This is a genomic window from Streptomyces zagrosensis, assembly GCF_014203645.1.
GTDB classification, from domain to species: Bacteria; Actinomycetota; Actinomycetes; order Streptomycetales; family Streptomycetaceae; genus Streptomyces; species Streptomyces zagrosensis.
Genome location: NZ_JACHJL010000001.1, coordinates 664453 through 685210, shown reverse-complemented (window position 1 = coordinate 685210; position 20758 = coordinate 664453). Strand labels below are relative to the sequence as shown.

Below are 20758 nucleotides of genomic sequence, written 5' to 3'. Positions count from 1 at the left end.
GCCATGGCAGCCAAGCCGCCCACAGGTGACCCGGTGCAGGACGCGCCCGAGGTGAGCCCGCCACAGCAGTCCGCGGCCGGACTGCCCGGCGTCGCCCACTCCCTGCTCGCCGCGCAGCGCCAGATGGGTGTGCGCCGCACCGCGCTCACCCTCCTCAAGGTCAACCAAAAGGACGGCTTCGACTGCCCCGGTTGCGCCTGGCCCGAGCCGGACAAGCGGCATGCGGCGGAATTCTGCGAGAACGGCGCGAAGGCCGTCGCGGAGGAAGCCACGCTGCGCCGCGTCACACCCGACTTCTTCACCGCGCACCCGATCGCCGACCTCGCCACCCGCAGCGGGTACTGGCTCGGTCAACAGGGCCGTCTCACCCAGCCGATGTTCCTCGACGAGGGCGCCGAGCGGTACGAACCGATTGCTTGGGACCGCGCGTTCGCCCTGATCGCCGAAGAGCTTCAGGCCCTCGGCTCACCAGATGAGGCGGTGTTCTACACCTCGGGCCGTACGAGCAACGAGGCCGCCTTCCTCTACCAGCTCTTCGCCCGCGAGTTCGGCACCAACAACCTGCCCGACTGCTCCAACATGTGCCACGAGTCATCCGGTTCCGCGCTGACCGAGACGCTCGGCATCGGCAAGGGCAGCGTGCTGCTCGACGACCTCTACCAGGCCGATCTGATCATCGTCGCCGGTCAGAACCCGGGCACCAACCATCCCCGCATGCTCACCGCACTGGAGAAGGCCAAGGCCAACGGGGCGCGCATCATCACCGTCAACCCGCTGCCCGAGGCGGGCATGGAGCGGTTCAAGAACCCACAGACCGCGCGCGGCCTCACCCGCGGCGGCACCCCGCTCACCGATCTGTTCCTCCAGGTCAGACTAGGCGGTGACCAGGCCCTCTTCCGGGTACTGAACCGGCTGATCCTGGAGAACGACGGGGCCGTTGACGAAGAGTTCGTCCGCGAACACACGCACGGCTTCGAAGAGTTCGCTGCCACCGCCCGCGCGGCCGACTGGGACGAGACGCTGCGCGCCACCGGGCTCGCACGGGCCGACATCGAACGAGCGCTGGAGATGGTCCTCGCCTCCCGCCGCACCATCGTGTGCTGGGCCATGGGGCTCACCCAGCACAAGCACTCGGTGCCCACCATCAGGGAGGTCGTCAACTTCCTGTTGCTGCGCGGCAATGTCGGCCGCCCCGGGGCCGGCGTGTGCCCCGTGCGTGGCCACAGCAACGTGCAGGGCGACCGCACGATGGGCATCTTCGAGCGACCCGCACCCGAGTTCTTGGACGCGCTGGAAAAGGAGTTCGGCTTCGCACCGCCGCGCGCGCACGGCCTCGACGTCGTACGGGCCATCCGCGCCCTACGAGACGGGCACGTCAAGGTCTTCTTCGCGATGGGCGGCAACTTCGTGGCCGCTTCGCCGGACACCGACGTCACCGAGGCCGCCATGCGCCGCGCCCGGCTCACCGTCCATGTGTCCACCAAGCTCAACCGCTCGCACACGGTCACCGGCGCGCGGGCATTGATCCTGCCCACCCTCGGCCGCACCGAGCGCGACACCCAAGCCGGCGGCGACCAGTTCGTCACCGTCGAGGACTCGATGGGCATGGTGCACGCCTCGCGAGGCCGACTAGAGCCAGCCCACGCCGAGCTGCTCTCCGAGCCCGCCATCGTCTGCCGGCTGGCCCGACACGTACTCGGCGAGCAAAGCCGCACCCCCTGGGAGGAGTTCGAAGGGGACTACGGGCACGTCCGGGACCGGATCGCACGCGTCATCCCCGGTTTTGAGGATTTCGACGCACGGGTACGCAAGTCCGGCGGATTCGCGCTACCGCACGCCCCACGCGATGAGCGCCGCTTCCCCACCGCCACCGGGAAGGCCAACTTCACCGCCGCCCCCGTCGAGTACCCCAAGGTTCCCGAGGGGCGACTGCTCTTGCAGACGCTGCGCTCGCACGACCAGTACAACACCACGATCTACGGCCTAGACGACCGCTACCGAGGCATCAAAAACGGCCGCCGAGTAGTCCTCATCCACCCCGAGGACGCACGCGAACGAGGCCTTGCAGACGGTGCGTACGCCGACTTGGTCAGCGAATGGCGAGACGGCATCGAGCGGCGCGCACCCGGCTTCCGCGTCGTGCACTACCCGACAGCACGCGGCTGCGCCGCCGCGTACTACCCGGAGACCAATGTCCTGGTCCCGCTGGATGCGACGGCGGACACCAGCAACACGCCTGCCAGCAAGTCCGTGGTGATCCGGTTGGAACAGACAGCCCCCGTATAAGCGCTCGCTCAGGGAGCTGATAGGTAAGACGGTGCACACACCACTGAACGAGAGCCGCTGATCGGAGCCGGACGCCATGGGCGAGCAGAGCACCACCACGTTCCCGCAGGAGATCATCGACCAGTACGCGGGACGCGGGATCGACCTCCCCGCCCTCTTCTCCGCCGGGCACCTCGGTGAACGCATGGGGCTACGCGTTCTGGAGGCCGCACCCGACCGCGTGGTGGGCACCCTCCCGGTGGAGGGCAACACGCAGCCGTACGGGCTCCTGCACGGCGGGGCTTCGGCGGTCCTCGCCGAAACGCTGGGCTCGGTGGGCTCGATGCTGCACGGCGGACCACACAAGATCGCCGTTGGCGTTGACCTCAACTGCACCCACCACCGGGGCGCCCGATCCGGTCTGGTCACCGGCGTCGCCACTCCCATCCACCGAGGTCGCACCACCGCCACTTACGAGATCGTCATCACCGACGAACAGGACAAGCGCCTGTGCACCGCCCGGCTGACCTGCCTGTTGCGCGCGGTCGATGACATCGCCAGCACGGGGGCTCCGACCGCAAACTAAGCACCCGGACCGCCTGACCACCATCGAAGGGGCGCGACCCAGTGTCGCGCCCCTTCGGCGTGCCCGAGCTGTCATGAGTACGGGGCGAACACGCGGGAATGCGCCACCGCCCACTGAGCACACCGGCGGCCCAGCAACCCAGCAACTCGACGCCCCAGTGATCTAGCGGCCCGGCACTCGGCAGCCCGGTCCGATCAAGCTCACCGCCATATGACTCATCGACACATCACCCACACACCCATACCACCCGCGTCACATCTGCCTGCCCCGCCCGGGCCACCCCCTCCCGCCTGCGGCAAGGCCCTCACGCGACAGCAGCGACCCCGAGCGAATCGCCCCTACTCAGGCCGCACCAGACCCCGGAGGCGACAGCGTTGCCGTAACACAAAGTAGCGAGCGTACACCTCTCGCTGTGACTGCCGTCACCATGCCATCAGCGGGCTTGTGACCCAAAGCACAAACTTTTTAGTGATCTAAACCATGGCTCAACCGAGCCGCACCTCAACCCCTTAGCGGAACTGCGAGTTCTCACTATCCGGACGACAGTTTCGGGGCGATATGCGGCATTTATATGATCCACAGCGCTACATAATCGAGCACGTCATAACAAGAGCGTCACATCCTGCCCAGGACCTCTGCCCCAGGCACGCACACCGGCTTAGAGTCACCGCCAGTCACCGCGCTGCCGGGCGCCCGACTCAGCACGGACTCGGTACGGCCCCCGTACGGCCCGGCGCGCGACACGGCCACTTACGCCAAAGAGGCCGCGCCAGGGAAAGGACTGATTGTGCGTCACCGTTCCTTGCTTGTACTCACCGCCGCTCTCACCACCGGGGCCCTGACCCTGAGCGCATGCGGCTCTCGCGACGACGACAAGGAGAAGAGCGACGGCGGCAAGACCACCGTCGTCATCGGCCTCGACGCGCCCATCACCGGAGACCTATCCGCCCTCGGCCAAGGACTGAAAAACTCCGGCGACCTCGCCGTCAAAACCGCCAACAAGGTCGGCGAGGTCTCGGGGGTGAAGTTCGAACTCAAGGCCCTGGACGACCAAGCCCAGCCCTCCGCCGGGCAACAGAACATCACCAAGCTCGGCGGCGACGACGACGTCATCGGCGTCGTCGGACCGCTCAACTCCGGTGTCGCCCAATCGATGCAGACCGTCGCCGAGAGCAACGGGCTGGCCCTGATATCCCCGGCCAACACCACCCCCGACCTCTCCCAGGGCAAGGACTGGAAGAAGGACGTACGCAAACGCCAGTTCAGCACCTACTTCCGCACCGCCACCACCGACGAGGTGCAGGGCGCGTTCGGCGGCGCGTACGCCTGGGAGAAGATCAAAGCCAAGCGGGTATACGTCATCGACGACCAGAAGACCTACGGCATCGGGCTCGCCTCGGCCTTCCAGGACAAGTTCACCGCTCTCGGCGGCAAGGTCGTCGGCACCGAACACGTGAACCCCGAAGACCGAGACTTCAAGGCCATCGTCTCCAAGGCCCGCCAAGCCAAGCCGGACCTGATCTTCTACGGCGGCGAATACCCGGTCTCCGCGCCCCTGAGCCAACAACTCAAGGACGGCGGCGTCCGCGTCCCCCTGATGGGCGGAGACGGCATGTACAGCGCCGACTTCATCAACCTCAACAAAAAGGCCGAAGGCGACTTCGCCACCGCCGTCGGCAAGCCCGTCGAAGAGCTGGAATCCGCCAAGAAGTTCATCGCCGACTACAAGGCCGCCGGCTACAAAGACGCCTACGAGGCCTACGGCGGCTCCGCCTACGACGCCACCTGGGCCATCATCCAAGCCGTCAAGGCCATCGTCGCCGAAAACGACGGCAAGCTCCCCGACAAACCCCGCGAAAAGGTCATCAAGGCACTCAGTTCCGTCAAATTCGAAGGCGTCACAGGACCCGTCTCCTTCGATGAATACGGCGACACCACCAACACGATGATCACCGCATACAAGGTCGAAAACAAAGCCTGGAAATCCCAGTACAGCGCGATCTACAAGGACTGACCCGCGCTCCCCGAACGCACCACCGGCCGGCCGCGCGGACGTCACCACCCACGCCGCCGCGCGGCCCAACGGCAGCCCTTGCACGCCCTTCCCACCTCACGGAGGCCCTGCGGTGCACGAACTGCCGCAACAGCTGGCCAACGGACTCATCCTCGGCGCGATGTACGGCCTCATCGCGATCGGCTACACGATGGTCTATGGCATCGTCCAGCTCATCAACTTCGCCCACGGCGAAATCTTCATGGTCGGCGGCTTCGGCGCACTGACCGTCTACCTGGCCCTCCCCGGGGGCACCGCGCTCATGCTCGCGCTGCCCCTGATGCTCATCGGCGGAATCGCCACCTCCGTCCTCGTCGGCGTCGCCGCCGAACGCTTCGCCTACCGCCCACTGCGCGAAGCACCCCGCCTCGCCCCACTCATCACCGCCATCGGCCTCTCCATCGCGCTCCAACAAGCGGTGTGGAAGTGGTACCCCGACGCCAAAAAAGCCCGCACCTTCCCCCAATTCAAGAGCGACGCCTACGAGTTCTGGAACATGACCATCCAGCGCGGCGACCTCTTCGTCCTCATCGCAGCCCCGCTGTGCATGCTCGGCCTCGGCCTGTTCGTCTCCAAAACCCGCACCGGACGCGGCATGCAAGCCACCGCCCAAGACCCCGACACCGCCAAACTCATGGGCATCAACACCGACCGCATCATCGTCATGGCCTTCGCCATCGGCGCCGCCTTCGCCGGCGTCGCCGCCGTCGCCTACGGGCTACGTACCGGCGAAGTCCAGTTCCGCATGGGCTTCATCCTCGGCCTCAAAGCCTTCACCGCGGCAGTCCTCGGCGGCATCGGCAACATCTACGGCGCCATGCTCGGCGGCGTCGTACTCGGCCTCGCCGAAGCCCTAGCCACCGGATACATCGAGGAGATACCCGGCATGACCCAGTTCGGCGGCGGCTCCTGGAAGGACGTCTGGGCCTTCGTCCTCCTCATCCTCGTTCTGCTGCTGCGCCCCCAAGGGCTGCTGGGCGAACGCGTCGCGGATCGGGCGTGATTGCCATGACCATCCACACCACGACACTGGACGGCACCAGCCCGCCCCTGCCGCTCTCCCCCACCCTCGCCCGCGCCCTCACCGCCATCGGCACCATCGGCGCCCTCATCTCTACCTTCGTCGCCTGGACCTGGACCACATCCTTCCCCGGCAACCTCACCGTCACCGGATACCCCGGCGGTCTCCAACTCATCACCCTCACCGGCGCCGTCCTCACCACCGTGTACCTCATCGTCGGCTACGGCATCCGCGGCCTACGCTGGCTCGCCCCCGCCGGAACCAGCGGCCCCGTGCTCTACCTAGCACTCGGCACCCTCGGCACCACCTGGTACACCCTGCTCGCCATCACCGTTGACCTCGGCGGGCTCGCCAACCTGGAACCCGGCGGCTACATCGCCGCCGCCACCACACTCATCGCCGTCATCGGCGCCCTCGGCCTCCCCACCGACAGCGCCACCGACCCCAGGCCAAGCCCCAACGCCCCAGGCCCACCCAGCTGGTACCGACTACGGCGCGCACTCGCCTCCGTACCGCCCCAGCGCGCCAAACCACTGCCCGTCTGGGCCGAAATCCTCGCCATAGCCATCGCCTTCGGCATCGGGCTCTACCTGTTCACGTACGGCATCGACACCGAGTACGCCGAACTCTTCCTCGGCTACCTCATCCTCACCAGCTTCGGCTTCGCCGCACTCAACAGCGCCGGACTGATCGCCCGGCTCACCGCCCTCACCACCAAGCACCACAACATCGCCCTCGCCGCCGCCTTCGTCGCCGCCGCCTGCTTCCCCTTCACCCAAGACAACGACACCTACACCTCGGTCGGCGCCTACATCCTGATCTTCGCCACCGTCGCCCTCGGCCTCAACGTCGTCGTCGGCCTCGCCGGACTACTCGACCTCGGATACGTCGCCTTCCTCGGCGTCGGCGCCTACGCAGCAGCCCTCGTCTCCGGATCACCCGAATCATCCATCGGCGTGCACTTCCCCTTCTGGGCCGCCATGCTCACCGGGGCCGCCGCCTCGCTCGTCTTCGGCGTCCTCATCGGCGCTCCCACCCTGCGGCTACGCGGCGACTACCTGGCCATCGTCACCCTCGGCTTCGGCGAGATCTTCCGCATCAGCATGCTCAACCTCAACGGCACCACAGGCCCCGACGTCACCAACGGCTCCATGGGCATCCCCAACGTGCCCAGCCTCAAAATCTTCGGCTTCGACTTCGGCGAAAACCACAACATCCTCGGTTACCCCATCGGCCCCTTCGGCAACTACTACCTCCTCATGCTCCTCGTCACCGCCTTCGTCGTCCTCGTCTTCCGCCGCGCCGCCGAATCCCGCATCGGCCGCGCCTGGGTCGCCATCCGCGAAGACGAAACCGCCGCCACCGCCATGGGCATCAACGGCTTCCGCCTCAAACTGCTCGCCTTCGCCCTCGGCGCCACCCTGGCCGGCCTCGCCGGAACCGTACAAGCCCACGTCACCACCACCGTCACACCCGAGCAATACCAGTTCGCCGGGCCCGTACCACCCAACTCCGCATTCCTCCTCGCCGCCGTCATCCTCGGCGGCATGGGCACCCTCAGCGGACCCATCATCGGCGCCGCTCTGCTCTACCTCATCCCAGCCAAACTGGACTTCATGGCCGACTACCAACTCCTCCTCTTCGGCCTCGCACTCATCCTCCTCATGCGCTTCCGCCCCGAAGGACTGGTCGCCGACCGCAGAAAACAACTCGAATTCCATGAGACCGGACAACTCGACGTACCGGACCAGGACCGCCTGCCAGGCCAAGGCATCGGCATCACCAAGGCGGAGGCGTAACCGATGACGACCACCAGCCTCACCAAGACCGACGACCACAGCACCCCCATCCTCGCCGCGACCGGAGTCACCATGCGGTTCGGCGGCCTCACCGCCGTACGCGCCGTAGACCTCACCGTGCGCCCGGGAGAAATCGTCGGCCTCATCGGCCCCAACGGCGCGGGCAAAACCACCTTCTTCAACTGCCTCACCGGCCTCTACGTCCCCACCGAAGGCCGCGTCGCCTACCAAGGCACCGTCCTGCCACCCAAACCACACCTCGTCACCCAAGCCGGCATCGCCCGCACCTTCCAAAACATCCGGCTCTTCGCCAACATGACCGTCCTGGAAAACGTGCTCGTCGGCCGACACACCCGCACCAAAGAAGGACTCGCGTCGGCGCTCCTACGCCTCCCCTCCTTCCGCCGCGCCGAACAAGCCTCCAAAGAACGCTCCATGGAACTCCTGGAGTTCACCGGCCTCGCCACCAAGTGCGACCACCTCGCACGCAACCTCCCCTACGGCGAACAACGCAAGCTAGAAATCGCCCGCGCCCTAGCCAGCGAACCAGGTCTTCTCCTCCTCGACGAACCCACCGCAGGCATGAACCCGCAAGAGACCCGCGCCACCGAAGAACTGGTCCTGGCCGTACGCGACCAAGGCACCGCCGTCCTGGTCATCGAGCACGACATGCGGTTCATCTTCCGTCTGTGCGACCGCGTCGCCGTCCTCGTCCAAGGCGAAAAACTCATCGAAGGCACATCAGAGACCGTCCAGGCAGACGAACGCGTCATCGCCGCCTACCTCGGCACCCCCTTCGAAGGCGCACCGGGCAGCGACGAAGTCGCCGAGGTCGAAGCCGCCGAAGCGCACCAGCACACCGCACAGACGGAGGACGGACAGTGACGGCACTCCTTGAAGTCGAGGACCTACGCGTCGCCTACGGCAAGATCGAGGCCGTCAAAGGCATCTCATTCAGCGTGGAAGCGGGCCAGGTCGTCACGCTCATCGGCACCAACGGCGCAGGCAAAACGACCACCCTACGCACCCTGTCCGGACTGCTCAAGCCGCTGGCCGGCACCGTACGGTTCGAGGGCGAAACACTGACCGGCACCCCAGCACACAAGATCGTCAAACTCGGCCTGGCGCACTCCCCCGAGGGCCGACACATCTTCCCCCGACTGACGATCACGGAGAACCTCCAGCTCGGAGCCTTCCTCCGAAAAGACGCCGCAGGCATCGACAAGGACATCCAGCGGGCCTACGACCTGTTCCCCATCCTCGGCGAGCGCCGCGGCCAAGCCGCGGGCACGCTCTCCGGCGGCGAACAACAGATGCTGGCCATGGGCAGGGCGCTGATGTCCCGACCCAAACTGCTGATGCTGGACGAGCCGTCCATGGGCCTCTCGCCGATCATGATGCAAAAGATCATGCACACGATCCGCGAGCTGAAGTCCAACGGCACCACGATCCTGCTGGTCGAGCAGAACGCACAGGCAGCCCTGTCCCTCGCGGATTGCGGCCACGTGATGGAGATCGGCAAGATCGTCCTATCCGGCACCGGACAGGACCTGCTCCACGACGAGTCGGTACGCAAGGCCTACCTGGGCGAGGACTGACCGAGGGCAAAAAGGGGGGCCGGACCGGGCACGCACAAGGACATCCGGCGGCGAAAGAAAGCGGGGCCCGTCCAACCGGACGGGCCCAGAACTCGTGCCGATCGGACGCCACCGGCCAAGCCCGAGCCTCCTGCTCACACCGGGACTCCACCCAAGCCACGGTTCCCAGCAGACCAAGGCTCGCGACAGGTCAGGACTCCTTGACGCCCCTAGCCGCCTTCTTCTCCGCCGCGTCCTCGATGACCGCCTCGGCCACCTGCTGCATGGACATCCGCCGGTCCATCGACGTCTTTTGAATCCACCGGAACGCGGCTGGCTCGGTCAGCCCGTACTGCGTCTGTAGCGCGCTCTTCGCTCGGTCCACCAGCTTGCGCGTCTCCAGCCGCTGCGAGAGGTCAGCGACCTCAGTCTCCAGCGCCTTCAGCTCGGCGAAACGAGAGACAGCCATCTCAATGGCGGGCACCACATCGCTCTTGCTGAACGGCTTGACGAGGTACGCCATCGCCCCCGCGTCCCGGGCCCGCTCCACCAAATCCCGCTGCGAAAAGGCGGTCAGCATCAACACCGGCGCGATACTGTCCGCCGCGATCTGCTCAGCGGCGGAGATACCGTCCAAGACCGGCATTTTCACATCGAGGATGACGAGGTCGGGCCGGTGCTCCCGGGCCAACTCGACGGCCCGCTGCCCATCCCCGGCCTCACCGACGACGGAGTACCCCTCTTCTTCGAGCATCTCCTTCAGATCGAGGCGGATCAGCGCCTCATCCTCGGCGATGACGACGCGTGTGGTCAGCGGGGGGACGTGCGACTGCTGCGCATCGACGGACTCAGGCTCGACGTCGCTCACGGGACTCCTCGGATCAGGCAGGTGGTGCTCCATGAGCCTACCGGTGGGACCTCCGCGCGCCAGAGAGGGTAAGCTGTGGGCGTCCCACCTAGCCGGGTTGGCGGAATAGGCATACGCGAATGTCTCAAACACATTTGTCCGAAAGGGCGTGCGGGTTCGAGTCCCGCACCCGGCACCCAAAATAAGCGGAAGCGCTCCTTCTCGTGAAGCTTTCGCCTTCATAACACCGTGTCGTCATGTATCACGCACAGTGGAAACATGAATGCGCATGGTACGCACGTACGACACTCAGCTCTTGTTCGACTCCGCGCCGGCATGAAGAACGCGGATGTCGCACGAGAGCTGAATGTCCCCGTAGGCACCGTTGGCTACTGGCTCCACGTCGAACGGGCGAAGCACGACGCTCTCCCGGGTCGGCCGAAGCGGCCGTGTCCTCGCTGCGACAACGCACCTTTGGACGAGTCGGCATACGCCTATCTCTTAGGTCTCTACCTAGGGGACGGGCACATCATCCGTTATTCGCGACATCGCGCCCCAAGCCTCATGGTCACGTGTGCCGAAGCCTGGCCCGGCCTCATGACGGAATGCGAGGAAGCCATGGCGGCGGTTTTCCCGCACAACTCTGTCTCCCGGATGCGGAGGACAGGGTGCAGCAACGTGAAGGTCTATTCCAACCATCTATGGTGCCTCTTCCCCCAGCACGGCCGAGGTAAGAAGCACGAGCGGTTGATCGAGCTGAGCGACTGGCAGCAACGCATCGTGGACGCATACCCGTGGCGGTTCCTGCGCGGACTCTTCCACTCCGACGGGTGCCGCGTCACCAATTGGACAACGCGGCTCGTGGGTGGCGAACGTAAGCGATACGAGTATCCCCGCTACCTCTTCACCAACAAGTCCGACGACATCCGCAAGCTGTGCTCGGACACCTTGACGCAGGTCGGAGTGGCATGGACGACGTTGGCACGCGGTAGCGATCCTTTCCATATCTCCGTCGCCCGCCGCGCGTCCGTCGCGCTCATGGATGCGCACATCGGGCCGAAGTGCTGACGTGTCGCGCCCGGCCCGCTGTGCGCGTGGTGCTCTGCGGTGTGGGTCACTGCCCCGGGTCGTCGCCGATGTGGTGGACGCGGACCAGGTTGGTGGAGCCGGCTACGCCGGGGGGCGAGCCGGCGGTGATGACGACAATGTCGCCCTTTTGACAGCGGCCGATGCGCAGCAGTTCCTCGTCTACCTGGGCGACCATCGCGTCCGTGGACTCGACGTGTGGGCCGAGGAAGGTTTCCACGCCCCAGGTGAGGTTGAGCTGGGAGTAGGTGTCGGGGTCGGGGGTGAAGGCGAGGACCGGGATTGGGGAGCGGTAGCGGGAGAGGCGGCGGACGGTGTCGCCGGACTGGGTGAAGGCGACGAGGAACTTGGCGCCGAGGAAGTCGCCCATTTCTGCTGCCGCTCGGGCGACCGCGCCGGCCTGGGTGCGCGGCTTGCTGCGTTCGGTCAGCGTCGGCAGGCCCTTGGCCAGCATGTCTTCCTCGGCTGCTGTGACGATGCGGCCCATGGTTTTGACGGTCTCGATGGGGTATTTGCCGACGCTGGTCTCGCCGGAGAGCATCACGGCGTCGGTGCCGTCCATGACGGCGTTGGCGACGTCGGATGCCTCGGCGCGGGTGGGGCGGGAGGCGTCGATCATCGAGTCGAGCATCTGGGTCGCGACGATCACTGGTTTGGCGTTGCGCTTGGAGAGTTTGATGGCGCGTTTTTGTACCATCGGCACGGCTTCCAGGGGCATTTCGACGCCGAGGTCGCCGCGGGCGACCATGATTCCGTCGAAGGCGTCCACGATGGCTTCGAGGTTGTCTACTGCCTGTGGTTTCTCGACCTTGGCGATGACCGGGAGGCGGCGGCCTTCCTCGGTCATGATGCGGTGTACGTCGATGACGTCTTCGGCGTTGCGGACGAAGGACAGGGCGATGATGTCGGCGCCGATGCGCAGGGCCCAGCGCAGGTCTTCGATGTCCTTGACGGAGAGGGCGGGGACCGAGACGGCGACGCCGGGGAGGTTGAGGCCCTTGTTGTCGGAGACCATGCCTCCCTCGATGACCGTGGTGTGGACGCGTGGGCCGTCTACGGAGGTGACCTCTAGGGTGACGCGGCCGTCGTCGATGAGGATGCGCTCACCGCGCGTGACGTCGGCGGCCAGACCTTCGTAGGTGGTGCCGCAGCAGTGGCGGTCGCCTTCCATCTCCTCGACGGTGATGGTGAACTCGTCTCCGCGTTCAAGGAGTACAGGCCCTTCGCGGAATCGGCCGAGGCGAATCTTCGGGCCTTGAAGGTCGGCGAGGATGCCGACGCTGCGGCCGGTGTCCTTGGAAGCTTGGCGCACCCTTTGGTACCGCTCCTCGTGTTCCACGTACGTGCCGTGGCTGAGGTTGAAGCGGGCGACGTCCATGCCGGCCTCGACAAGCCTCTTGATCTGCTCATACGAGTCGGTGGCGGGGCCCAGGGTGCAGACGATTTTTGCTCGGCGCATGCGTCGAGCCTACGACTTACCAGCGGGTAGAGGACTGTGGACTGTCTACAGCCCAACGACCTTTACATGAAAGGCTCTTGACATCTAATGAAACGTGCGCGGGGGCGCTCCGATGAGCGCTTTCGGCGCCCTGCGCACGTTCTTCTCATAGTGCGGGGCGCGTCATCGTAAAGCGGGCGTTGACGTGCGCGTATACGGTCTGTTGCTGTGGTTCGAGGTCGAGGGCGGGGGCCGATTCGGCGGAGCCGCCGTATCCGGCGGCTGCGGCTCGGTGCATGCCGGGGGCGGGTAGGGGGGCGTTTTCGGCGCCGATGTCGGCGAGTTCGACGATGGCGGAGAGTTGTGCGCCTAGTGCCTCGGCGTATTCCCGGGCGCGTTTGACCGCTTCGCGTACGGCTTGTTGGCGGGCTTCGCGGTGGGCGGGCGAGTCGGGGCGTAGGCCCCACCAGGGGCCGTCCACGCTGGTGAGTTCGAGGTCGGCGAGGCGGGTGGTGAGTTCGCCGAGTGCGCTGAAGTCGGCGAGGGTGGCGGTGAGGTAGACCCGGCCGTGGTAGGCGCGGATGCGTTCGTGGCGGCCTTTGTCGGTGAGTTGGGGGGTGATGCTGAAGGCGCCGGTCTCCAGTTTTTCTACGGCTTCGCCGTAGGTCTTGACGAGGTCGAGGACGTGGTTGTTGCGGCGGGTGAGGTGGTCGATGGCGCCGCGGCGGTCGGTGCCTCGGGCGCTGACGGCGATGCCGATACGGGCGATCTCGGGATCGACCTGGAGGTTGGCTTCGCCGCGTACCGCGACGCGTGGGGTGTCGGGGGTTCCGTAGGACAGTGGTGTCGGTGTGGTCATGGGCTCACTCTCGCAGTCGGTCCGCGCATCAGGTAGTCATGTGATCGAAACCTGTGCTGGGTGTCGTTTGGGCCTGCATGGGTGGAGAATCCTCGCGCGTTACGCGGTGTGCGTGCGCGCTACGTATCGCTGTTGGGAGAGATGGCATGCCGTTGGATCGCAGGAAGTTTGTGGGACGTGTCGCTGGGACGGGCGCTGTGGTGGCTCTTGCGGGGACGACGGTCGGTGCGGCGGCTGAGGGGCGTGCTGTGGGCGGGCGGGGTCGGCGGTATGCGTTTACCGTCATGGGGACGACGGATCTGCATGGCAATGTGTTCAATTGGGATTATTTCACTGGTGCGGAGTTTGACGATAAGGATCACAACGACGTTGGCCTCGCGAAGATTTCGACGTTGGTGCGTCAGGTGCGTGCGGACAGGGGGCGCGGGAACACGCTGTTGATTGATGCGGGTGACACTATTCAGGGCACTCAGCTGTCGTATTACTACGCGAAGGTCGATCCGATAACGGGGCCTCGGGGTCCAGTGCATCCGATGGCGCGGGCGATGAATGCGATCGGGTATGACGCGGCGGCGCTCGGTAACCATGAGTTCGACTATGGCATTCCGTTGTTGCGGAAGTTTGCGGAGCAGTGTGATTTCCCGCTGTTGGCGGCGAATGCGTTGGATGCGAAAACGGCGCGGCCGGCGTTTGCGCCGTACTGGATGACGCAGTTGCGCACGCCGTTCGGCCGTCCGGTGCGGGTGGCGGTGTTGGGGCTGACCAATCCGGGGATCGCGATCTGGGATAAGGTGCATGTGCGGGGGAAGATGACATTTCCTGGCTTGGTGGAGCAGGCGGCGAAGTATGTGCCGCGGTTGCGGTCGATGGGTGCGGATGTGGTGCTTGTTTCGGCGCATTCGGGGACCAGTGGTACGTCCTCTTATGGTGATCAGTTGCCGCATGTGGAGAATGCGGCGGCGTTGGTGGCGCGGCAGGTGCCGGGGATTGATGCGATTTTGGTGGGGCATGCGCACGCCGAGATTGCCGAGTATCGGGTGAAGAATGAGAAGACGGGGCGGGAGGTTGTGTTGTCGGAGCCGCTGAAGTGGGGGCAGCGGTTGACGTTGTTCGACTTTGATCTGGTGTGGGAGCGGGGGCGTTGGCAGGTGGAGTCGGTGGGGGCGAAGGTGTTGAACTCAAATGTGGCTGCGGAGGATCGGGAGATTGTTGCGTTGCTCGGGGGTGAGCACCGGAAGGTTATGGCGTATGTGGGTGAGGTGATCGGTACTTCGGTGCGGCGGATGATGGCGGACGAGGCGCCGTACAAGGATGTGCCAATTATTGATTTCATTAATCATGTGCAGGCGCAGACGGTGCGTGCGGGGTTGGTGGGGACGGAGTACGCGGGGTTGCCGGTGTTGTCGCAGGCGTCGTGTTTTTCGCGTACGGCGGTGGTGCCGGTGGGTGACGTCACGATCCGCGAGGTGGCTGGTCTGTATCCGTTTGATAATACGTTGGAGGCGCGGGTGTTGACTGGCGCGCAGTTGCGGGCCTATTTGGAGTTTTCGGCGCGTTATTACGTGCGGACGGCGCCGGGTGGTGGGGTTGAGTTGGCGAAGTTGACGAATGCGGATGGCACGCCGGATTACAACTATGACGCGGTCAGTGGTGTGACGTACGAGATTGACATAGCTAAGGCGCCGGGTGGGCGGATTACGAAGCTGTGTTGGGAGGGGAAGCCGGTGGTGGACGATGCGCGTTTTGTGTTGGCGGTGAATAATTATCGGGCGAGTGGCGGCGGTAATTTTCCGCATGTTGCGTCGGCACCGCAGGTGTGGTCGGCCTCGGAGGAGATCCGGAACACGATTATTGCGTGGGTGCGGGAGAAGGGCACGATTGATCCGGCGCAGTTTGCTTCGGAGGGTTGGATTTTGACGCGGGAGGGCGCTCCCGTGTTTTATTCGCCGCTTGAGCACCGGCCGTATAAGCAGTGCTTCTGCTGTCGTTGATGCGGGCTCGCCGGGCTCGGGGCGGTTTTGGGGTGCTGGACGCGGTTGGGGTGGGGATGGCTGTGGGGCGGGGGTGACTGGTGTGTGCAGTGTGGTTTGGATGTTGAGTTGGGGCGAGTGTTACGGGAGTGCTGTGGGGTGCGGCTATATGTGGGGTGGCAGTGCGGGGGCGCGGAGGTGGTGCGGGAATGCGCCATGGCGCGATGTTGTGGTGTAGCGGGGCGTTGGCGTGCTCCGGCGTGCGGCGAGGTCGTTCAGGACGCGTTAAAGGGCGTCAATAACCGTTAAAGGGTGCCCACTAAACGGTCACTAAAGGGCCGTTCCTCAGCACAATGAAAGGATGGATGAGGAGTTCGCCGTTGCGTTCGAAGCCGTACGCCGGGATCTATCTGCTTCGTGCGCCGTACGGGCACATTTTGCCGAAGATGCTTGGGCGCGGGAACTCGCCGGCGTGGGCGGTATCGCCGGGGTGATGCTGTACGAGCCGGACGGCTCCGGGATGGGCATCTCCACGATGCTCGGGCAACCGCGGGCGCAGCAGGTCGCGGAGCTTGCCGATCAGGTGCAGGAGTGGGCCGTGGAGGCGCTGTGCGCGGCGATGAGGCCTGCGGTGTGGCCCGAGTGTCCGCTCCATCCGAATGCGCATCCGCTGGCACCGGTGGTACGCCATGGTCAGGCGGTGTGGTCATGTCCGCGCAGCGGTGTGACGATCGCGCTGATCGGGGAGCTTGCCGTCACGGTGGCCGGTGTTTCGGGGGGCGGGGGTTGTGTCGAGGCCGAAGGTGGTGAACGCGGTTCGGCGCGGAAGCGGAAACGCCGTGCGGCCCGTGACTGAGTTGAGGATGACCGCGCCGCGCCAGGCTGCGAGTCCGAGGTCGGGTGCGCCGACGCCGTGGGTGTGGCGTTCGGCGTTTTGGACGTAGACGGAGCCTTCGATGGCGGGGTCGAAGACGAGGCGTTGGTGTTCATCGACCACAGGGCGGTCCGCGCTGTCGCGGCAGAGTTGCGGGTGCAGGTCTGCGAGGAGGGTTTCGATGCGGCGTTCTCGGTAGCCGGTGGCCAGGACCACGGCGTTGGTGGTCAGGCGTTGGCGGGCGTGTTGGTGTTCGTGCTCGACGTGCAGTTCGATGTGGGTGGTGCCGACGCGGCCGGCGGTGCGGACGCGGACGCCGGGGCTGAGGATGGCGTCGGGCCAACCGCCGTTGAGGGTGCGGTCGTACAGCTCGTCGTGGATGGCCGCGATGGTGGCCTGGTCGATGCCCTTGTAGAGCTGCCATTGGCCGGGGATGAGCGCGTCGCGGGTGTTTTCGGTCAGCGCGTGGAAGTAGCGGGTGTAGTCGGGGGTGAACTGTTCGAGGCCGAGCTTGCTGTATTCCATGGGGGCGAAGGCGGGGCTGCGGGTCAGCCAGTGCAGGCCCTCGCGGCCGGGTGGGCGGCGGCGTAGTAGGTCGAGGAAGACTTCGGCGCCGGATTGGCCGGAGCCGACGACGGTGATGTGGTCGGCGGCCAGGAGTTTGGCCCGGTGGTCGAGGTAGTCGGCGGAGTGCAGGACGGGCACGCTGGGTGCGGCGGTGAGCGGGCGCAGTGGTTCGGGCACGTGAGGTGCGGTGCCGACGCCGAGGGCGAGGTGGCGGGCGTAGGTGCGGCCGAGTGCTGTTGCTTCGCCTTCGGTGTCGAGTCGGGCGAAGTCCACTTCGAACAGTGCGCGTTCGGGGTTCCAGCGGACGGCGTCGATGTGGTGGCGAAAGTGCAGGCCGGGGAGGCGTTCGCTGACCCAGCGGCAGTACGCGTCGTATTCGGCGCGTTGGATGTGGAAGCGCTCGGCGAAGTAGAAGGGGAAGAGCCGTTCGCTGTAGTGGAGGTAGTTGAGGAATGTCCAGGGGCTGGTGGGGTCGGCGAGGGTGACGAGGTCGGCGAGGAAGGGGACTTGGAGGGTGGTGCCCTCGATGAGGAGGCCGGGGTGCCAGCGGAAGGTGGGGCGTTGTTCGTAGAAGGCGGTGCGGATGCCGGGTACGCCGTGGGCGAGGGCGGCGAGGGAGAGGTTGAACGGGCCGATGCCGATGCCCAGGAGGTCGTATGGCTGCTCCGGGCTGGTGGTGGGGTTGTGGTGGTCGGTGGCTGGCTGCGGTCTTGGGGTGTTGGTGCTCATCCGGTGCGGTGGCCTTCCACGAGTTTCACCAGCGTTTGTAGGTCGCTGGGTTGGATGTGCGGGTGCAGCAGGGTGGCCTTGAGCCATAGGCCGTCGGGGCGGGTGGCACGGCCGAGGACGGCGCGCCCTTCGGTGAGGAGTTGGCGGCGGATGTGGGCGATGGTGGATGCGTCTGTTTCGGTGGGTCGGAAGAGGACCGTGCTGATGGTGGGCCGGGAGTGGAGTTCGAGTCCGGGGGTTTCCTCGATGAGGTCGGCGAGGTGTTGGGCGGCTGCGCAGGTGCGGTTGATGAGGTCGGCGAGTCCGTTGCGACCGAGCGCGCGCAGGGTGACGGCGATTTTGAGGATGTCGGGGCGGCGGGTGGTGCGGGGGGAGCGGCCGAGGAGGTCGGGGAATCCGGCTTCGGTGTCGTCGTCGGCGCTCAGGTACTCGGCGCGGTGGCCAAGTGGTGCGAGGTCGGTCGTGTGGGGGACGGCCAACAGGCCGGCTGCGACGGGTTGCCAGCCTAGTTTGTGCAGGTCGAGGGTGACGGTGTGGGCGCGCTCGATGCCGCGGAGCTTGTGTCGGTGGATGTCGCTGAACAGGAGCGGTCCGCCGTACGCGGCGTCGATGTGCAGCCGGGCGCCGTGGGCTGCGGCGACGTCGGCGAGTTGGGGCAGTGGGTCGATGGCGCCGCAGTCGGTGGTTCCCGCGGTGGCCACGACCAGCCGCGGCCCGGTGTCGGGGAGTTCGGCCAGGTGGGTGGCGACGGCGGCGGGGTCGAGGATGCCGCGCGGGGCGGGGATCACGATCGGTGTGGGCAGTCCCAGCAGCCAGGCGGCGCGGAGCACGCTGTGATGTGCGTTGTCTCCGCAGATGACCCGTAGGGCCGGTGCCCCGTGCGGTTGCCGGTGGGGCGGCCGGTGCAGGTGGGTGCAGGTGTGGTGGGACGGTGCGTACGGGAGCGGGGGGTGGTGGCCCGGTCCTGGTGGCGGTGCTGCGGGGTGGCCGATGGTGGATGTGAGGGGTGCGTGCGGTGCCAGTTGCGCGGGGATGGGCGTGCGCATGGCCGGCTGGTCTGCTAGGTGGGCTGCGGGGATCGCCGCTGGTTTGGCGGGCCGTGCGGGGGTGGCTTCGCGGGCGAGTAGCAGGGCGAGTTGGTTGGATTCGGTGCCGCCGGTGGTGACCAGGGCTTCGGGGGTGCGGGCCGTCGCGTACACCAAGGCGGCGAGTTCTCGGGTGGTGAGGGCCTCCATCTCGGAGGCGGCGGGTGCCTGGTCCCAGGAGTCGAGCGAGGGGTTGAGTGCGCTGGCGGCGAGGTCGGCCGCGACGGCGACGGCCAGCGGCGGGCAGTGCAGATGGGCGACGCAGTGGGGGTGGGCGGGGTCGGCGGCACCGGTGGTGACGGCGTGCACCAGGGCGCGTAGGGCCTCGTGAGCGCCGGTGCCTTCCATGGGGATGGCGCGGCCGACCGTTTCTCGTACGGCCCGTGCGACGGCCTCGGGTCCGCCGGGCGGAAGGGGTCCGGCCCGGTCGCGGGCGCCGGTGGCGAGTGCGTCAAGGACGGTGTCGAGCAGCGGGCGCAGCGCGCGGGGACCTGCGGCTTCGCCTGCGAGGTGCGGGAGGAGTGGTTCGGCGGCGGCAACGGGCACAGGCACGGATGTGCCCTCCATACGGAGTCGCGGGGATGAGGTCGGCCTAAGCTACTTGTGGCACTACCGGCGGCGACGGCGCTTGGAAGGACACCACCCTTACGAGGGAGGGACGTGCCCTTACGAGGGGGGACTGGGCCTACGTCGGAGGCAGATCTGGTAGGGCCGCCGGCGGCTGCGGGGTGCGGGGCCGTGCTGAGGTTGCAACGCTGCGGGGCCAGGCGGGGCCACGAGGCCGGGCGGGGCCGCGGGCGGCTGGGCAACCCGCTCAGCGGAGCGCGGGCCAAACCGGGCGCCAGCCGGGCGCAGTGGCCTCGTGCCGGGCCGGTCGGGGAGGCCGCGAGCGGGCCGGGGCCAGGGCCAGGGCCCGCTTGGGGGTCAGGCGGTGGGGCGTTGGAAGTCGGCGACGTGGTCCGCTGCCCAGTGGGCGAAGGTCAGGGCGGGGCGGCCGGTGACCTGGCCCACCGTGGTGGTGACCTCCGTCTCGGCGGTGACCGCCGCGGCGAACGCGTCCAAGATCGTCTCCAGCATCTGCGGCGGGACGTGCGGGAAGAGGTCTGCCCCGACGTCTTCGCGTGGGACCTCGTCGAAGCGCAGTTCGCGGCCGAGTGCGGTGCCGATGGCCTGTATTTGTTCGGCCGTGGTGAGGATGTCGGGGCCGGTGAGTCGGTAGATCGCCGTGTGGTGTCCGTCGTCCACGAGGGCGCGTGCGGCGACGGCGGCGATGTCGGCCTCGTGGATCGGCGCGGTACGGGCCCCGGCGAACGGGCCGCGTACGACGTCTCCGCTGCGGATTTGCGGCGCCCACTGGAGGGAGTTGGTGGCGAACGCGTTGGGCCTCAGCAGGGTCCACTGGGCGCCGCTCGCTTGGACCGCGCGCTCTGGCGCGAGGTGGTGGGCGACGATCGGGCTGTTTTCGTCAGCGCCGTCCTCGACTGCGCCGCTGGAGAGCAGCACTACGCGCCGTACGCCTGCGGGGATGGCCGCGGCGAGCAGGGCGGGGGTGTGGTCGCCGACCGCGCTGAGGTTGATGAACAGGCTGGTGGCGCCGGTGAAGAGGGCGGGTAGGCCGGTGGTGTCGGCGAGGTCGGCCCGTACCGCTTCGGCGCCTGCTGGCAGCGCGGCCCGGCTCGGGTCACGGGTGAGGGCTCGTAGGGGATGGCCATCGGCGACGAGTTGGGACACGAGCGCGCGTCCTACGTTTCCGGTGGCGCCGGTCACGACGATCACGTTTTTCTCTTTCTGTTGGCCGCACGCCCCGGCGGACCAGCAGAGGTTGCCCAACCAGGGCGAACTACGAGGGTGGAGCGAGGTGTTCGGGGCGGGTCCGGCGGGTTGTGGGGCTTGGCTTGGGGTTTGACGATGCCAGCCTAACTAACCGGACCCTGCCTCCGAATCGCCTTCTTGACCCAGTGCGCATACGACCGCAGACCTACGACGGCGGCCCCACCTGCGC

15 protein-coding genes and 1 tRNA gene are annotated in these 20758 nt (G+C 66.8%); 10 read left to right on the top strand and 6 right to left on the bottom strand.

Annotated elements, in window-relative coordinates; genetic code table 11:
* Positions 1-3 precede the first annotated feature (3 nt).
* The 7 genes from FHS42_RS02865 to FHS42_RS02835 all read left to right on the top strand — a co-directional run bounded on the left by FHS42_RS02865 (position 4) and on the right by FHS42_RS02835 (position 9322).
* Entirely contained in the window at positions 4-2286 is a 2283-nt protein-coding gene (locus FHS42_RS02865) for an FdhF/YdeP family oxidoreductase (protein WP_184568854.1), read from the top strand.
* 76 nt (positions 2287-2362) lie between these two features.
* Positions 2363-2851, top strand: a complete 489-nt coding sequence (locus FHS42_RS02860) for a PaaI family thioesterase (RefSeq protein WP_184568853.1) — start codon at positions 2363-2365, stop codon at positions 2849-2851.
* A gap of 802 nt (positions 2852-3653) precedes the next feature.
* On the top strand, positions 3654-4865 hold the full coding sequence (locus FHS42_RS02855; RefSeq protein WP_184569068.1) for a branched-chain amino acid ABC transporter substrate-binding protein: 1212 nt from the start codon (positions 3654-3656) through the stop codon (positions 4863-4865).
* A 112-nt stretch (positions 4866-4977) separates the two neighbouring features.
* Positions 4978-5907 carry a branched-chain amino acid ABC transporter permease gene (locus FHS42_RS02850; RefSeq protein ID WP_184568852.1) on the top strand — a complete coding sequence of 310 codons (930 nt, stop codon included), beginning with the start codon at positions 4978-4980 and terminating at the stop codon, positions 5905-5907.
* A 5-nt stretch (positions 5908-5912) separates the two neighbouring features.
* Entirely contained in the window at positions 5913-7724 is a 1812-nt protein-coding gene (locus FHS42_RS02845) for a branched-chain amino acid ABC transporter permease (protein WP_184568851.1), read from the top strand.
* A 3-nt stretch (positions 7725-7727) separates the two neighbouring features.
* Positions 7728-8609 (top strand): ABC transporter ATP-binding protein, encoded by an 882-nt coding sequence (locus tag FHS42_RS02840; RefSeq protein WP_184568850.1) that lies wholly within the window; start codon positions 7728-7730, stop codon positions 8607-8609.
* Positions 8606-9322 (top strand): ABC transporter ATP-binding protein, encoded by a 717-nt coding sequence (locus tag FHS42_RS02835; protein WP_184568849.1) that lies wholly within the window; start codon positions 8606-8608, stop codon positions 9320-9322. Before FHS42_RS02840 ends, FHS42_RS02835 begins: the two co-directional genes overlap by 4 nt.
* Positions 9323-9512: 190 nt before the next feature.
* Here FHS42_RS02835 and FHS42_RS02830 read toward each other — a convergent pair whose 3' ends face one another.
* Positions 9513-10202, bottom strand: a complete 690-nt coding sequence (locus FHS42_RS02830) for an ANTAR domain-containing response regulator (RefSeq protein WP_376772508.1) — start codon at positions 10200-10202, stop codon at positions 9513-9515.
* Between the two features lie 58 nt (positions 10203-10260).
* Between FHS42_RS02830 and FHS42_RS02825 the strand changes: the two genes are divergently transcribed.
* Positions 10261-10344, top strand: a tRNA-Leu gene (locus FHS42_RS02825).
* A gap of 83 nt (positions 10345-10427) precedes the next feature.
* Positions 10428-11216, top strand: a complete 789-nt coding sequence (locus FHS42_RS02820; protein WP_184568847.1) for a helix-turn-helix domain-containing protein — start codon at positions 10428-10430, stop codon at positions 11214-11216.
* Positions 11217-11262: 46 nt separating this feature from the next.
* On the opposite strand, the gene pyk is transcribed toward FHS42_RS02820, so the two are convergent.
* Both pyk and FHS42_RS02810 read right to left on the bottom strand, forming a co-directional pair.
* Positions 11263-12693 (bottom strand): pyruvate kinase, encoded by a 1431-nt coding sequence (gene pyk / locus FHS42_RS02815; RefSeq protein WP_184568846.1) that lies wholly within the window; start codon positions 12691-12693, stop codon positions 11263-11265.
* 145 nt (positions 12694-12838) lie between these two features.
* Entirely contained in the window at positions 12839-13531 is a 693-nt protein-coding gene (locus FHS42_RS02810; RefSeq protein WP_184568845.1) for an SIMPL domain-containing protein, read from the bottom strand.
* Between the two features lie 146 nt (positions 13532-13677).
* Between FHS42_RS02810 and FHS42_RS02805 the strand changes: the two genes are divergently transcribed.
* Complete coding sequence (locus FHS42_RS02805; protein ID WP_184568844.1) at positions 13678-15522, top strand: bifunctional metallophosphatase/5'-nucleotidase; 1845 nt, start codon at positions 13678-13680, stop codon at positions 15520-15522.
* 685 nt (positions 15523-16207) lie between these two features.
* On the opposite strand, the gene FHS42_RS02800 is transcribed toward FHS42_RS02805, so the two are convergent.
* The 3 genes from FHS42_RS02800 to FHS42_RS02790 form a co-directional block, all read right to left on the bottom strand.
* Positions 16208-17671: a lysine N(6)-hydroxylase/L-ornithine N(5)-oxygenase family protein gene (locus tag FHS42_RS02800; RefSeq protein WP_184568843.1), complete on the bottom strand. Its 1464-nt coding sequence runs from the start codon at positions 17669-17671 to the stop codon at positions 16208-16210.
* Complete coding sequence (locus FHS42_RS02795) at positions 17668-19302, bottom strand: pyridoxal phosphate-dependent decarboxylase family protein (protein WP_376772522.1); 1635 nt, start codon at positions 19300-19302, stop codon at positions 17668-17670. Before FHS42_RS02795 ends, FHS42_RS02800 begins: the two co-directional genes overlap by 4 nt.
* Positions 19303-19680: 378 nt before the next feature.
* On the bottom strand, positions 19681-20532 hold the full coding sequence (locus FHS42_RS02790; RefSeq protein ID WP_184568841.1) for an SDR family oxidoreductase: 852 nt from the start codon (positions 20530-20532) through the stop codon (positions 19681-19683).
* Between the last annotated feature and the right edge of the window lie 226 nt (positions 20533-20758).